Consider the following 14,224-nt stretch of genomic DNA (forward strand, 5'->3'; position numbering starts at 1 on the left):
GCGCTGGGGCGCCCCAAATCGATGCGTGCCGGTAGCGGGCGCTTATAGTCCCGATGGCGGCGTGCTAAGTCAATCGGGAGTGTTACCAGGACTGTTACAACTGTTACCGGCTGGTTACAAGGCCTCGTTCAGGCGTTCCAGGCCTTCGAAAGGGCAGGCGGCGAGCAGATCGGCGAGACGTCGCCCATCGGCTAATTTCAGGGTTTCAGGTGCTACTTCGGCCAGCGGATACAACACGAACGCCCTGGCGTGCAGGTGATAATGCGGCACCGTCAGGCGTGGCCCGTCGAGTTGGTAGTCGCCGAACAGCAGGATATCCAGATCCAGCGTTCGCGGACCCCAGCGCTCAGCCTTGCGTTCCCGGCCCTGGGCTCTTTCGATGGCTTGCAATGCATCGAGCAGCTCGAGCGGCACCAGTGCGGTGTCGAGTACAGCGACGGCGTTGTAGTAGCGCGGTTGGTCCGGTGGGCCCAGCGGGTCGCTGACGTACAGCGAAGACACGCCGGCGAATCGGGATGAGGGGATGGCTGCAAGTGCCTTGAGTGCGCCACGCAGCTGCTCGCGAGGCTCGGCCAGGTTGCTGCCAAGGCCAATGTAAACCCGTTCCATTTAATCGATGGACGCCGGTGCGTTTTCGTTCGGGCCGCGCTTGCGCCGTCCGCTGCGGCGCCGCTTGCGAGGTGCTCCGCTACCCTCGTCCTTGCTGCTGAGGCCGCGAATCATATTGCGGCGTTCGCTCTCGCTGGCTTCTTGGTAGTCGGTCCACCATTCGCCCAGGTTATCGGTCTGCTCCCCGGCGCTTTCGCGCAGTAGAAGGAAGTCGTAGCCGGCGCGGAAGCGCGGATTGTCCAGTAGCTGATCGGCGCGGCGGCCCTGACGGCGCGGCAGACGCTCCTGCATGTCCCATATTTCCCGCATCGGCATGGTGAAGCGCTTCGGGATGGCGGTGCGTTGGCACTGTTCCCATATCAGCTCATGGGCCGCTTCCTGCATCGCTGGTATCGGCGGCAAGCCTCTGGCCTGTGCTTCGGCGACGCGCGCCGGTAAGGCTGGCCATAGCAAGGCGGCAAACAGGAATGCCGGGGTCACCGGCTTGCCCTGGGCAATGCGCTGGTCGGTATTGGCTAAAGCGTTACGGATCAGGGTGCCGGCGTAGTCGGGATTGTCTTCCAAAGCATCGGCGCTGGCTGGGAACAGCGGGGCGAAGAGATCGTATTCCAGTAGCAACTCGAAGGTGCGTTCGGCCTTGCCACTGAGGAAGAGCTTGATGATCTCGTCGAACAAGCGAGCCGAAGGCACATCGTTCAGCAGGTCAGCCAGTTCGGCGATGGGCTCGGCGCTGTGCTGTTCGATTTCGAAGTCCAGTTTGGCCGCGAAGCGGACCGCTCGAAGCATGCGCACCGGATCTTCCAGATAGCGCTGCTCGGGATCGCCTATCAGGCGTATCAGCCGATTGCGAATGTCGCGAACGCCATGAGTGTGATCGAGAATGCGCTCGCTCGACGGGTCGTAGTACAGCGCGTTGATGGTGAAGTCGCGACGCTGGGCGTCGTCTTCCAGGGTGCCATAGACGTTGTCGCGCAGGATTCGTCCGCTCTCGTTGCGTGACGCAAGATGATTGTCCTCATCATCGTCCGCCTCGGGATGGTTGGCCCGGAAGGTGGCAACTTCAATGATTTCGCGGCCGAAATGCACATGAACCAGCTTGAAGCGACGGCCAATGACCCGGGCGTTGCGAAACTCGGCGCGTACCTGTTCGGGCGTGGCGCTGGTGGCGACGTCGTAGTCCTTCGGAGCCAGCTCCAGCAGCAGGTCGCGGACGCAACCACCTACGACATAGGCCTCGTACCCGGCATGCTGAAGCCGTTCGACGACGCTGACGGCGTGCCGGCTGAGATCGTTTCGGTGCAGCGAGTGCTGCCGGCTGGACAGTATTTCGGGTGTGCGACGGGGATGCGGGAAGCGGCGCAGGGGAGAACGAAAAGACTGGAACAGCTTTTTCAGCATGAGAGGCACTGTGTGGCGAAATGACAAGGTGGCGAAGGAAATAGCCACGAACGAGCGTGGATTCTAGCACCGGGAAAGGGGATGGTGAACGAAGCGCGGGGAGGTGTCAAAACAACGGCCAAAGCCAGAAAGCACTAGGGGGAGCCGAAGCTCCCCCTTTAAATGATGTCGCGTGCTTTGTTGTTATTAGTATTTCGGGCCTGTTGTTTTTGTTTGGTCACCCGTTCCCTTCGGCTATCGCGTCCGGGAATCGCTCCTACGTTGGGAGCAAAGAGCAAACGGATTTCTTTGGTCGCTGACTTGCCATCGATCATTGATCCAACCAGTTCAGGCACTGCTTAGGCAGTTTTTGTTGTTCTCGGCCTGGTCGTGGGGCAAAACCCCATTTGGCATTTCCTCTCCAAAAGAATCAGTTAGCTACGCCTCTGCCTTCTTGTATTTATTTTGCTAGAGCCGGTACGTCTTGTTCTTATTGTGGGTCTGCTTGTTATTGTTGTTGTGCCAGATAGAAAGCATTTGCCGTGCCAGTTTTTGAAAAGTCTTTGTAATCAACGACTTGTTTGTTTCGGTAGTTATGCCCGCTTACAAAAAACCGGGTTCCCGTTACCGATGAACCCGGTTTTTGTTACGTGTCGGTGGGGTGGGTAACAATCTGTTAGCCGGTGGCACTGGATTTGCGCCGGGGAATCCCCAGTCGCTGGCGCCGTTCCCACAGACACTTACGACTGATTCCCAGCTTGCGGGCCAGCTCGGTCTCGGTCATGTGGTCCTGGTGCTCGAGCACGAAATGCTGGAAGTAGTCTTCCAGCGAAAGATCCTCGGTCGGCTCGTTGCTGGTCGCGATGGAAGAACCAAGCGGGGCACAAGGCTCATCGTAATCGTCATCGAGGTTGTCGAGTTCGATGTCAATGCCCAGCAACTCCGCACTGATTTCCTCGCTCTCGCTGAGGATCGCTGCCCGCTCGATGGCATTCTCCAGTTCCCGGACGTTCCCGGGCCAGGCGTAATGCCGTACGGCCTGCTCAGCCTCCCGGGAGAAGTGCAACGCCTCGTTACCCATTCGTTCGCTCTGCCGTGCCAGGAAAGCCTTGGCGATTTCCAGCACGTCGGCACCACGCTCACGTAGAGGCGGCAGCTTCAGTGCGATGACATGCAGGCGGTAATAGAGGTCTTCGCGAAACTGCCCGTTCTTGGCCAGCGTCTTGAGGTCGCGGTGGGTAGCGGCAATCAGGCGTACGTCGACCTTCTGCGATTGGGTGGAGCCGACACGGCGAATTTCCCCTTCCTGTAACACCCGTAACAACCGCGCCTGCGCTTCCAAGGGCAGTTCGCCGATTTCGTCCAGGAACAAGGTGCCGCCATCGGCAGCCTCAACCAGCCCGGCGCGTCCGGCGCTGGCGCCGGTGAACGCGCCTTTCTCGTGGCCAAAGAGCTCGGATTCAATCAGTGTTTCAGGGATCGCAGCGCAGTTGACCGAGATCATCGGCGCCTTGGCGCGGCGGGAAAGATTGTGCAAGGCGCGGGCGACAAGCTCTTTGCCGGTACCCGACTCTCCTTGAATCAGCACATTGGAGTCGGTGGGTGCGACCTTGCGGATCTTGCCGAACAGATCCTGCATGGGACCACAGCGTCCAATGATGCCGATCCCGCTGTTGTCCGAGTCGGTCTCGACCGCCGCATCCGACGGCGTCGATGCGCTGCGTGAAGTTGCGGGGGCAGCGACGGCTGCCTGCTGCCGATCATGAAGGATGCGGGCTACGGTCTGCAGCATCTCGTCGTGGTCGAAGGGTTTGGCGATGTAATCCACCGCGCCCATTTTCATCGAGTCCACGGCCGAGCGCAGGCTCGCATAGCTGGTCATGATCAACACAGGAGTGCCTTCGGCGAGCTTGATCAGCTCGGTGCCGGGTGTTCCGGGCAGGCGCAGGTCGCTGACGATGAGATCGAAACCCGGAATGCTGAAGCGCTCTTGCGCTTCCTGCACCGAACCGGCTTCGCTGACCTCGTACTGATTGCGTTCGAGGAGTCGGCGCAAGGCGGAGCGGATAATGGTTTCGTCTTCGACGATCAGAATATGTGACATCAGTACTCTCTCGACGGTCTGAAGGCGGCTACAGGCAGGCGGGAAATAGCGCCCAGGAGCGCTCGTCCCATGACCTGGGCAAGCTGTCGCGATGCGGTGTGGGTCTGTCCGTGCAGGATTGCGGCGCCATCTCGCGCGGGCCTTTTTATGGCCGGTCGTTCGCTGAGTCGCTCATGGGCCGATACCGGACGAACAACGCCCATCGCTTCGTCAATCAATGGCATCTGTCGCCTCGACATACCGCGGCAGGGTAATGCGGAAACGGGTACCGCGTTGGGTCTCAGGGTCTGCCGGGCTGTCAATATTGATCTGGCCATAATGCTCTTCCACGATCGAATAGACCAGAGCGAGGCCCAGGCCTGTGCCTTCGCCGGGGTCCTTGGTGGTAAAGAACGGCTCGAACAGGCGGTCCTGAATGGACTGGGGAATACCGCTGCCTTCGTCTTCGACAATAAGGTAGACGGTCTGCTCGGATTCCTCGCTACGCACCCGAATCGCGCCGCCAGGCTCCGACGCATCGCGGGCGTTGGAGAGCAGATTGATCAGCACTTGGGCCAGACGTTGCGGATCGCCTTCGGCCAGGTGGCTTGGGTCGCAGAGGTTGAAGAAGCGTACCTCCGTCCCTCTTCGGTTGAGCGACAGCAGGGCGATTGCGTCCTGCGCCACCTCGGCCAGGCTCACCGGATAAAGATCCTGCTGCCTGCCACCGGCGTGAGCGAAGCTCATCAGCGATTGGACGATGCGCGAGACGCGCTTGGTCTGTTCGACGATCTGATTGCTGATCTCGTTGATCTCGTTATCGGCCTCTCGCTCCTCGCGCAGGTTCTGCGCCAGGCAGGCGATGCCGGTGATCGGGTTGCCGATTTCGTGCGCGACACCGGCCGCCAGCCGGCCGATGCTGGCCAGGCGTTCGGAATGTACCAGGCGGTCTTCCAGTTGCTGGGTCTCGGTGAGGTCTTCGATCAGCAGCACCAGGCCGCTGTTGCCGGGTGCCAGGGGTTCGGCAATCGCCGCCTTGTGCAGGTTCAGGCAGCGGCTGTGGCCGTCCAGTTGCAACCGCTGCTTGTGCAAATGCTCCTCGCTCTGCTGAATGAAGTCGCTCAGAAGACTCTGCCAGGGCTCGGCGATGGTCGACAGGCGTGAGCCCACCACTTGCAGCGCCGGAATCTCGGTGAGCTCCTCCAGCGCTCGGTTCCACATCAGAATTTCCTGATCCTTGGCCAGCGAGCAGACGCCCATCGGCAGTTCCTGCAACGTCTGGCGGTGATAGCGACGTAGCGCATCGAGCTCAGCGGCCAGGCCGGTCAGGCGCGAGTGATAGTCCTCCAGGCGACTTTCGATGAAATGGATATCTTCGGTGACGTAACCTTCCGCGCCGTTCTTGTAGGACAGGAAGTTCTCGACGATATCCTGGGCGACGCTCGGGCCCATCAGGCCGGACAGGTTGGCCTCGATGCGATCGCGCAGTCGGCGCAGCGCATAAGGCCGATGTTCATCGAAGGGCAGCTGGAGATCTCGCAGTGCCTGTTCCACCTCACGTTGCGCAGTCTTGGCACCCAGCGGCTTGGCCAACTGGGTGGCGAATTCCTGTGGCGAGGCGGCTGCGAGTTCGCGTCGTTGTGGTCGGCGCACGTTTTCCACCGCGCAGGCCTCGGCGGCCGCCTGCTCCTCGGCGCTGGTCTCGGTGAACAGCGAGAACAGCGAGAAAGCCAGCACATTCACGGCCAGCGAGGCGATCGCCGCCAGGTGCCAGCTAGTGTCGTCGAGTACATAGACGACGTTGAGCAGCGGAATGTAGAAGCCGTCTAGATTGCCCACCAGTGGCAACAGCATGGTGACCACCCAGACGCTGATGCCTGCCAGCAGGCCGACGATGTAACCGCGGCGGTTGGCGGTCGGCCAGTAAAGCACCGAAAGCACGCCGGGCAGGAATTGCAGTGTGGCGACGAAGGCGACGATGCCCAGGTTGGACAGGTCCTGCTCGGCGCCCAGCAGCAGATAGAAACCGTATCCGGCCATGATGATGGCCAGGATCAGGCTGCGGCGGGTCCATTTCAGCCAGCGATAGATGTTGCCTTCGGTGGGTGGCTGATAGAGCGGCAGCACCAGGTGGTTGAGGGCCATGCCCGACAGCGCCAGGGTGCTGACGATGATCAGTCCGCTGGAGGCGGACAGCCCGCCGATGAAGGCGACCAAGGTGAGTGCCTCGCTCTGTGCGGTCAGGCCCAGGCCCAGAGTGAAGTACTCCGGGTTGGTGCTGACGCCGAGCTTGAGACCGGCCCAGAGAATCAGCGGCACGGCCAGACTCATCAGTAGCAGATACAGCGGCAGCCCCCAGCTGGCACTTACCAGGGCGCGCGGGTTGAGGTTCTCGGTGAAGGTCATGTGATACATGTGCGGCATGACGATGGCCGACGCGAAGAACACTAGCAGCAGGGTGCGCCAGGGACCTTCCTGCAATGGCGTATGCAAGGCCTGCAACGCCGACTGGTTCTGCAGCAGCCAGATCTCCAGCTGATGGGGGCCACCGAATACGACATACAGCGCATACAGGCCGATGGCGCCGAAAGTCAGCAGCTTGACTACCGATTCGAAGGCGATGGCGAAGACCAATCCCTCGTGCTTCTCCCGCGTGGCGATATGCCGGGCACCGAAAAGAATGGTGAACAGCATGATCATTACGCAATAGCCCAACGCGACCCGCTCCTGCAGGGGCTCGAGGGTGAGAATGCCGATGGCGTCGGCTACCGCCTGAATCTGCAATGCCAGCAGCGGCAGCATCCCGATCAGCATGACGATGGTGGTCAGCGCGCCGCTCCAGGTGCTGCGGAAGCGGAACGCGAACAGATCGGCCAGCGAGGCCAGCTGATAGGTGCGGGTGATACGCAGGATCGGATAAAGCAAAACCGGCGCCAGTAGGAAGGCCCCGCAGACGCCCAGATAGGTGGCGAGGAATCCGTAACCGTACTGATAGGCCAGGCCAACGGTGCCATAGAACGCCCAGGCGCTGGCATACACGCCCAGCGACAGGGTGTAGGTCAAGGGATGACGGATCACCCAGCGCGGGATTAGCCCGCGCTCGCTGACCCAGGCCACGCCGAACAGCACCAGCAGATAGGCGACGCTGATCAGAATCAGGTGGCTGAGGCTAAAGCTCGTCTGCATCGCGCTGACTCTGAAGGATGAAAGTCACCACGATGAGGATCAGCCACAACAGATAGGGCCGGTACCAGGCGCCGTTGGGGTCGATCCACCAGTCCATGATCGCGGGGGAAAACAGATAGATCCCCACCACCAGGAGCAGCACCAGTCGGTAGATGTACATGCTGGAACTCGTGTCGGAAGTAGCGGAATGGTAAAGCAGCGCCAAGCGGCAAGCCACAAAAGGCAGTTAAAGCGGCTGCATCGGTCGTTCCAACCACATGAAGCTTGCTTCCAGCTTCCAGCCCTAGCGCAGCTGCGCTTCGGCCAGGGTGCGGCTGTGAGGGATGCGCTCGGCACCCCAGCGCGGAATTGCCCAGGCCAGTATCTCGCTGGGATGTGCGTCGTCGAGCTCGCTGACGGTGGGTTGGCCGAGGGCTCTCAGCGCTCTCAACAGCAGGGGCGTCGCTTCTTCCGGTTGCAGCGGTGGCGAGCGGTAACGCTTGCCGAGCTTATGGCCGTCCGGCTGGATGATCAGCGGTACGTGCAGGTAACGCGGCTGCGGCAGGCCGAGCAATTCTTGCAGATACAGCTGGCGCGGGGTGGAATCGAGTAGGTCGGCACCGCGGACGATATCGGTCACGCCCTGCCAGGCGTCGTCGAGCACCACGGCCAACTGATAGGCGATCAAGCCGTCTCGACGGCGAATGACGAAGTCGCCGACCTCGCGACCGATGTGCTGGCGGAACTCGCCCTGCAAGCGATCGGTGAAGGCGTATTCGCGATCAGGAACGCGCAGACGTATGGCGGAATCCTTCAGGTCTCGACCGGCGTCTCGGCAGAATCCGGGATAAAGCCCGGCGAAGGGCTGCAGCTGTTTGCGCGAGCAAATACAGGCGTAGGCGTCGCCGTCCCGCCACAGGCGATCGATCACCGCGTTGTAGGTATCCAGCCGCTCGCTCTGGCGAACCATCCGCCCGTCCCACTCGAAACCGTAGGTTTCCAGCGCCTGTAGTATCGCCGACTGTGCCCCGGGCATTTCACGTGGTGGGTCGAGGTCTTCCATGCGTAACAGCCAGCGGCCACCGGCCGCGCGGGCGTCGAGATAGGAGGCCAATGCGGCGATCAGCGAGCCGAAGTGCAGATAGCCGCTAGGCGTTGGGGCGAAACGGCCCACGTAGGCGGATGGGCAGGAGGCGGTCGATGGCATGGCGGGGCCGGCTCGGGTGAAGCATCAGCGAGGCGGGGTGCGCAGTACGCGAGCCCTGAAATGAAGCGGGGCGCCGTAGCGCCCCGTTCGGGATCAGGAACCGATCTGCTTTTCCTTGATCTCCGCCAGCGTCTTGCAGTCGATGCACAGTGTGGCGGTGGGGCGGGCTTCAAGACGACGGATGCCGATCTCGACGCCACAGGAATCGCACCAGCCATATTCGTTGTCTTCGATCAGCTGCAGCGTCTCGTCGATTTTCTTGATCAGCTTGCGCTCACGATCGCGGGCGCGCAGTTCCAGGCTGAACTCTTCTTCCTGGCTGGCGCGGTCGGCTGGATCCGGGAAGTTCGCCGCTTCGTCCTGCATGTGATGCACGGTGCGATCGACTTCCTCCATCAGCTCCTGCTTCCACTTGTTGAGAATGCCGGTGAAGTGAGCGCGCATATTGTCGCTCATGTACTCCTCACCCTTGGATTCCTTGTAGGGCACGAAGGCGCGAATCAGTTGGTTGCTGGGTGTCGTTTTGGTAATGGGCATGGATGAACGCCTCTCGCTATGTCCATTGCGCAGGATAGTGAAATCCCTCTGCCGGCCCGTGCCGGCCCTGCGGCTGCAAGCGGGCGAACTTACCAGATCGTATCGGGGTGCGCTACTCCCGAATATCACGGTGGCTGCGGTGTCAGAGGGACCTTCGGTAGAATTCACGTTTTGTACTCATCAGGAAGGTCAGATGACCTCGTCATATAGCGCGCGTAGCCGTGCAATCGAACCCTTTCATGTCATGGCGCTGCTGGCGCGAGCCAACGAGCTGCAGGCGCTGGGCCGTGACGTCATCCACCTGGAAATCGGCGAGCCGGACTTCACCACCGCTGCCCCCATCGTCGCGGCCGGTCAGGCTGCCCTGGCGGCCGGCCATACGCGCTATACAGCCGCCCGGGGGCTGCCGCAGCTGCGCGAGGCGATTGCCGGCTTCTATGCTCAGCGCTATCAACTGTCTATTGACCCCGAACGCGTGCTGATTACTCCCGGCGGTTCGGGCGCTTTGTTGCTCGCCAGCAGCCTGCTGGTCGATCCCGGTAAGCACTGGCTGCTGGCCGACCCTGGCTATCCCTGCAATCGGCATTTCCTGCGCCTGATCGAAGGCGCGGCACAGCTGGTGCCGGTGGGCGCCGACGTGCGCTACCAGCTGACGCCCGATCTGGTCGAGCGCCATTGGGACAGGGACAGCGTGGGTGCGCTGGTCGCCTCTCCGGCCAACCCTACCGGCACGCTGCTCGATCGCGACGAGCTGGCAGGGCTGTCCGCCGCCCTGAGAGCGCGCGGTGGGCATCTGGTGGTGGACGAGATCTACCACGGGCTTACCTACGGAACCGATGCGGCCAGCGTGCTGGAGGTGGATGACGAGGCCTTCGTGCTCAACAGCTTCTCCAAATATTTCGGCATGACCGGCTGGCGTCTCGGTTGGCTGGTGGCGCCGCCGGAGGCCGTGCCGGAGCTGGAGAAGCTGGCGCAGAACCTCTACATCAGCGCGCCGACCATGGCCCAGCACGCGGCGTTGGCCTGCTTCGATCCGGCCACGCTGGACATACTCGAGGCGCGCCGGGCCGAGTTCGGTCGTCGCCGCGATTTCCTCTTGCCGGCCCTGCGCGAACTGGGATTCGGCATCGCCGTGGAGCCTGAAGGCGCGTTCTATCTTTACGCCGATATCCGTGCGTTCGGCGGCGACGCCTACGCCTTCTGCCAGCACATGCTGGAGACCCAGTTCGTGGCCATCACGCCGGGGCTCGATTTCGGCCGCCATCAGGCCGGGCATCATGTGCGGTTCGCCTATACCCAGGATCTGCCGCAGTTGGAGCAAGCGGTCGAGCGCATCGCCCGTGGCCTGCAGAGCTGGGCTGGCTGATGCGCTTCGCAACGCCCTTGGAACAGGGCCGTCTGGTGCGACGTTACAAGCGCTTCTTGGCCGATATCGTCACTGATGCCGGCGAACACCTGTGTATTCATTGCCCCAATACCGGCTCGATGCTCAATTGCATGGGTGAAGGTGCACGGGTCTGGTTTCAGCGCAACAGCGATCCAAAACGCAAGCTGCCGGGAACCTGGGAGTTGGTGGAAACGCCACAGGGCCGGCTGGCCTGTGTCAATACCGCACGTGCCAATCGCCTGGTCGAGGAGGCGCTGCTAGGCGGTGTGATCGGCGAACTGGCCGGTTTCACGGCGCTGAAGCGCGAGGTGGCCTATGGCGTGGAAAACAGTCGAGTGGACTTTCGTCTGGATTTCGCCGGTGGCCCGGCATTTGTCGAAGTGAAAAGCGTGACCCTCGGCTTTGGCGACACGGCCGTGGCGGCCTTTCCCGATGCGGTGACGACGCGAGGCGCACGCCATCTGCGCGAACTGGCGGCACTGGCCCGCAACGGGGTCCGGGCGGTGCAGCTGTACTGCGTGAATTTGTCCGGGGTCGAGGCGGTGCGACCGGCCAGTGAAATCGATCCGCTGTATGCGGAGGCGCTGCGTGATGCCAAGGAGGCTGGTGTAGAGTTGCTGGCGTATGGGGTCGAGCTGTCGCCAGAGGAGATTCGCCTGGCGCACGGGTTACCTGTGATGCTGTGAGCCCCGTTAGCGTGAATCGATGCGGTCAGCCAGACCAGCCGACCGCACCCCTGCTCAATCGCCGCTGGGCGTCACTCGCCAGATACTGTCGCCGACGTCATCCGCTACCAGCACCGCGCCGGTCTTGTCGATGGCCACTCCCACCGGACGGCCCATGGCCTCTTCTTCGTCATTGACGAAGCCGGTCAGAATGTCTTCGGCTTCACCGTTCGGCTGGTCATTCTTGAACGGCACGAAGACCACCTTGTAGCCACTGCGGGGTTTGCGATTCCAGGAGCCGTGCTGGCCGATGAAGGCACCGTTGCGGTAACGCTCCGGCAGCAGCGAGCCTTCATAGAAGGCCAAACCCAGCGAGGCGGTATGGGCGCCGAGGGCGTAGTCCGGCACCAGGGCTTTGGCCACCAGCTCCGGCCGCTGCGGTTTGACACGCTCGTCGACGTGCTGGCCGTAGTAGCTGTAGGGCCAGCCGTAGAACCCGCCATCTTTTACTGAAGTCATGTAATCGGGGACCAGATCGCTGCCGATCTCGTCGCGTTCGTTGACCGTTGTCCAGAGCTCACCGCTGTCCGGTTGCCAGGCCAGGCCGTTGGGGTTGCGCAGCCCCGAAGCGAACGGCCGCAGGGTCTTGTTCTGTGGATCGACCTCTAGGATCGCTGCACGATTTTCCTCGGCTCCCATGCCGTTTTCGGCGACGTTGCTGTTCGAGCCGCTGGTTACGTACAGGCGTGAGCCATCCTGGCTAGCGATCACGTTCTTGGTCCAGTGATGATTGATCGGCCCGGCTGGCAGGTCGACGACCTTTTCGCCGGCACCGTCGATGCGGGTGGTGTCCTGCTCATAAGGGAAGCGCACCAGGGCATCGGTATTGGCGACATACAGCTGGTCTCCGACCAGCGCCATGCCGAACGGGGAGTTCAGTTCTTCGAGGAAGACCGTGCGCTGTTCCGGTGTGCCGTCGCCATCCTTATCACGCAGCAGGGTGATGCGGTTGGCGCTCTGGCCGCCTGATCCGGCGCGGGCCATGACCTTCTCCGTGATCCAGCCACGAATGCCCTTGCCGTCCTCCGGCTTGGGCGGGGCGTCACTTTCGGCCACCAGTACGTCGCCATTGGGCAGCACATAAAGCCAGCGTGGATGGTCGAGGTCCTGCGCGAATGCTTCGACGCGCAGGCCAGCGGCGGCTTGCGGCTTTGCTTCGTCAGGCCAGCCGGTCGCCTTGGCGATGTTGACGGTTGGCAGCAGTGACTTGTTGGGTTCAGGGAGTGATGGGTCTGGCCCGTAACCCAACTCCACGGGCACTTTCGCGGTATCACCGCACCCAACGAGGCTTAGCATCAGGGTGGTGCTGAACAGATAGGCATAGCGGCGCTGCATGTGCGACTCCTGCTGATGGCTGAACAATGATGCGTCGCGCCCAATCAGGGGGCCTGATCGCGATCGCGGCCTTTCTTTTCATCGTGCCGGGCTTTTCTGGCGGTGCGCTGTTCCAGTCGTGGCATTAGCAGAAAGATCATCATGGCGAGGCACGTTGTAAGCACGGCCGTGGCTTCATGGCCCAGTCCGGCGGCAACCCCAATGGCGGCGGTCAGCCAGATTCCGGCCGCAGTGGTCAGGCCTTTGACGTCCCGCTGGGAGCTGCCCTTGAGAATAGTGCCCGCACCGAGAAAGCCAATCCCGGTAATGATGCCCTGCATCACGCGCGACAGATCTTCGAGCGGCATACCGCCCTCTAGCGGCACCAGCACGAACAGGGCCGCGCCCAGGGCGACCAGCATATGGGTCCGCAGGCCGGCGGCCTTACCCTTGGACTCCCGTTCGTAGCCGAGCACGCCACCCAGTATCGCGGCCAACAACAGTCTTATCGATACCCGAACCCCGTGCTCGAGGTCGGGAATGTCAGAGAATTCCGATGCAACGGTGCGGCTGAGTATTTCCCACCATTCCATGAACGCCCCCCGGCTAGCTACACGATAACGGCTGTCTGAATTTCGAGTTGCGGCGCGCACGGCGGTTCACTCTGTGACCTCGAAGCGCAGCATGCCGATCATCTGTCCGGCTTCGGTCAGGACTCGCACGCGCCAGCGGCCTGCTGCCTTCGCAGGGAAGTTGCGCTTGTGAGTCCAGGCCCGGTAGCCCGCGTCACGGCCTCCGCTTATCTCCAGGGGAATGCGCTCGACCTGTCGACCGTCATGTTCCCATTCGTGGAAGATGCGCTCCTTCAGCCCACGCGGCGCATTGATCGCGGTAAAGGCGTACAGGCCATTTTCGTGCAGCTCACGGCTGGACAGCTGGCGAAGACGGTTACCCGGTTTGCGCGAGGCATCGTCCATGCTCATGGTTACCGCGACGTCGGTGAGCCACAGCGTCGCTGGCGGCACCCAGGTGCGCCCCATCCACCCGCCAAACCCGACGGCGAGCGCCAGTAGCGGTACCGCGACCAGGCTCTTCCAGTTCCAGTCGGGAAACAAATCCCTCAGGCTGGGCAGAGCCAACAGCACGGCAATGACCAGCGAACAGAGATAACTCTGCCGAGTGGACAGGTGAAAGATGATGGGCAGCGCCGTCAGCAGGACCGCGAACAGCGTCAGGGCATGGAATCCCAGGTAGATCCAGCGGCGCGGCGCCAGCCACTTGTAGTACAGCGGGTCGACCAGCGAAATCAGCGCCGCGAGCCCCAGGATCACCGTGAAAACGGACTGGCCGCTGTTCCAAGTAGTCGTGATGAAGAAGAACGGAATGATGAAGAACAGGCTTTCCTGATGCACCATCTGCGTGACGTAACGCAACAGCGGGCGCGGCACCTTCCAGCCGAATCGGCGTTCCAGGCCTTGACGCAAGCTGTTCTCTAGCATCAGCCAGAGCCAACTGACCAGCATCACCGCGGCGATGACCTTGGCCAAGCCGGCTTGGCGATCGACCAGCACGAAACTGGCGACGCCCGAGCAGAAGCCGAACAGTGCGATGGTGCCGGGGTAGCGGCGGATCAGGCGCGAGGCCAGGTCGAAAAGGAAGTAAAGCCGGGATTTCAGCAGCATGTCGATTTCACGTTTAGGAGTGTCTCCGGTTCGTCGTTCACGGGCGGCCCCAGGCCTGGGTGCCTGGCTGGGTCGCGCCGTCCGTGTAGCCGGGAAAGTGCCAGAAATCCAAGGTCTGGCGGGCGTTCTGGTTGTTCG

General features: G+C 62.0%; 12 protein-coding genes. 2 read left to right on the plus strand and 10 right to left on the minus strand.

Translation table 11 applies throughout. The annotated features are described in order from the left end of the window. Positions 1-114 precede the first annotated feature (114 nt). The 7 genes from folK to dksA all read right to left on the minus strand — a co-directional run bounded on the left by folK (position 115) and on the right by dksA (position 8,978). A complete protein-coding gene (gene folK, locus UF78_RS04690) occupies positions 115-609 on the minus strand; it encodes a 2-amino-4-hydroxy-6-hydroxymethyldihydropteridine diphosphokinase (protein WP_045160871.1) in 495 nt (164 codons plus the stop codon). After that, positions 610-2,007 (minus strand): polynucleotide adenylyltransferase PcnB, encoded by a 1,398-nt coding sequence (locus tag UF78_RS04695; protein ID WP_045160872.1) that lies wholly within the window; start codon positions 2,005-2,007, stop codon positions 610-612. 655 nt (positions 2,008-2,662) lie between these two features. After that, entirely contained in the window at positions 2,663-4,090 is a 1,428-nt protein-coding gene (locus UF78_RS04700; RefSeq protein WP_045160873.1) for a sigma-54-dependent transcriptional regulator, read from the minus strand. 210 nt (positions 4,091-4,300) lie between these two features. Next, positions 4,301-7,255, minus strand: coding sequence for a sensor histidine kinase (locus UF78_RS04705; protein WP_045160874.1), 2,955 nt, complete (start codon positions 7,253-7,255; stop codon positions 4,301-4,303). Continuing rightward, a complete protein-coding gene (locus tag UF78_RS22835) occupies positions 7,239-7,415 on the minus strand; it encodes a hypothetical protein (protein ID WP_003095129.1) in 177 nt (58 codons plus the stop codon). The genes UF78_RS04705 and UF78_RS22835 overlap by 17 nt, the downstream gene beginning before the upstream one ends. A gap of 123 nt (positions 7,416-7,538) precedes the next feature. After that, positions 7,539-8,441, minus strand: coding sequence for a tRNA glutamyl-Q(34) synthetase GluQRS (gene gluQRS / locus UF78_RS04715; protein WP_045160875.1), 903 nt, complete (start codon positions 8,439-8,441; stop codon positions 7,539-7,541). A gap of 93 nt (positions 8,442-8,534) precedes the next feature. Further along, positions 8,535-8,978, minus strand: coding sequence for an RNA polymerase-binding protein DksA (gene dksA / locus UF78_RS04720; RefSeq protein ID WP_021205864.1), 444 nt, complete (start codon positions 8,976-8,978; stop codon positions 8,535-8,537). A gap of 193 nt (positions 8,979-9,171) precedes the next feature. Here dksA and UF78_RS04725 point away from each other — a divergent pair, with 193 nt between their 5' ends. Next, the gene (locus UF78_RS04725) at positions 9,172-10,344 is read left to right on the plus strand and encodes a pyridoxal phosphate-dependent aminotransferase (RefSeq protein WP_045160876.1); all 1,173 of its coding nucleotides are present in this window, start codon (positions 9,172-9,174) and stop codon (positions 10,342-10,344) included. Continuing rightward, positions 10,344-11,051 carry a DNA/RNA nuclease SfsA gene (sfsA, locus tag UF78_RS04730; protein ID WP_045160877.1) on the plus strand — a complete coding sequence of 236 codons (708 nt, stop codon included), beginning with the start codon at positions 10,344-10,346 and terminating at the stop codon, positions 11,049-11,051. The genes UF78_RS04725 and sfsA overlap by 1 nt, the downstream gene beginning before the upstream one ends. Positions 11,052-11,105: 54 nt before the next feature. On the opposite strand, the gene UF78_RS04735 is transcribed toward sfsA, so the two are convergent. The 3 genes from UF78_RS04735 to UF78_RS04745 form a co-directional block, all read right to left on the minus strand. Continuing rightward, on the minus strand, positions 11,106-12,425 hold the full coding sequence (locus UF78_RS04735; RefSeq protein ID WP_045160878.1) for a PQQ-dependent sugar dehydrogenase: 1,320 nt from the start codon (positions 12,423-12,425) through the stop codon (positions 11,106-11,108). A 44-nt stretch (positions 12,426-12,469) separates the two neighbouring features. Beyond that, positions 12,470-12,997 carry an MgtC/SapB family protein gene (locus UF78_RS04740; protein ID WP_045160879.1) on the minus strand — a complete coding sequence of 176 codons (528 nt, stop codon included), beginning with the start codon at positions 12,995-12,997 and terminating at the stop codon, positions 12,470-12,472. 66 nt (positions 12,998-13,063) lie between these two features. Next, positions 13,064-14,086, minus strand: coding sequence for a DUF5924 family protein (locus UF78_RS04745; RefSeq protein WP_045160880.1), 1,023 nt, complete (start codon positions 14,084-14,086; stop codon positions 13,064-13,066). Positions 14,087-14,224 lie beyond the last annotated feature (138 nt).

It is taken from the genome of Stutzerimonas stutzeri (assembly GCF_000952685.1).
Lineage (GTDB): Bacteria > Pseudomonadota > Gammaproteobacteria > Pseudomonadales > Pseudomonadaceae > Stutzerimonas > Stutzerimonas stutzeri_E.

What these genes read in the sequence shown, in the direction of transcription:
- UF78_RS04745 (WP_045160880.1), bottom strand. Translation starts at nt 14,086, where the DNA reads ATGCTGCTGAAATCCCGGCTTTACTTCCTTTTCGACCTGGCCTCGCGC.
- dksA (WP_021205864.1), bottom strand. Translation starts at nt 8,978, where the DNA reads ATGCCCATTACCAAAACGACACCCAGCAACCAACTGATTCGCGCCTTC.
- folK (WP_045160871.1), bottom strand. Translation starts at nt 609, where the DNA reads ATGGAACGGGTTTACATTGGCCTTGGCAGCAACCTGGCCGAGCCTCGC.
- UF78_RS04740 (WP_045160879.1), bottom strand. Translation starts at nt 12,997, where the DNA reads ATGGAATGGTGGGAAATACTCAGCCGCACCGTTGCATCGGAATTCTCT.
- UF78_RS22835 (WP_003095129.1), bottom strand. Translation starts at nt 7,415, where the DNA reads ATGTACATCTACCGACTGGTGCTGCTCCTGGTGGTGGGGATCTATCTG.
- UF78_RS04705 (WP_045160874.1), bottom strand. Translation starts at nt 7,255, where the DNA reads ATGCAGACGAGCTTTAGCCTCAGCCACCTGATTCTGATCAGCGTCGCC.
- gluQRS (WP_045160875.1), bottom strand. Translation starts at nt 8,441, where the DNA reads ATGCCATCGACCGCCTCCTGCCCATCCGCCTACGTGGGCCGTTTCGCC.
- UF78_RS04735 (WP_045160878.1), bottom strand. Translation starts at nt 12,425, where the DNA reads ATGCAGCGCCGCTATGCCTATCTGTTCAGCACCACCCTGATGCTAAGC.
- UF78_RS04695 (WP_045160872.1), bottom strand. Translation starts at nt 2,007, where the DNA reads ATGCTGAAAAAGCTGTTCCAGTCTTTTCGTTCTCCCCTGCGCCGCTTC.
- UF78_RS04700 (WP_045160873.1), bottom strand. Translation starts at nt 4,090, where the DNA reads ATGTCACATATTCTGATCGTCGAAGACGAAACCATTATCCGCTCCGCC.
- UF78_RS04725 (WP_045160876.1), top strand. Translation starts at nt 9,172, where the DNA reads ATGACCTCGTCATATAGCGCGCGTAGCCGTGCAATCGAACCCTTTCAT.
- sfsA (WP_045160877.1), top strand. Translation starts at nt 10,344, where the DNA reads ATGCGCTTCGCAACGCCCTTGGAACAGGGCCGTCTGGTGCGACGTTAC.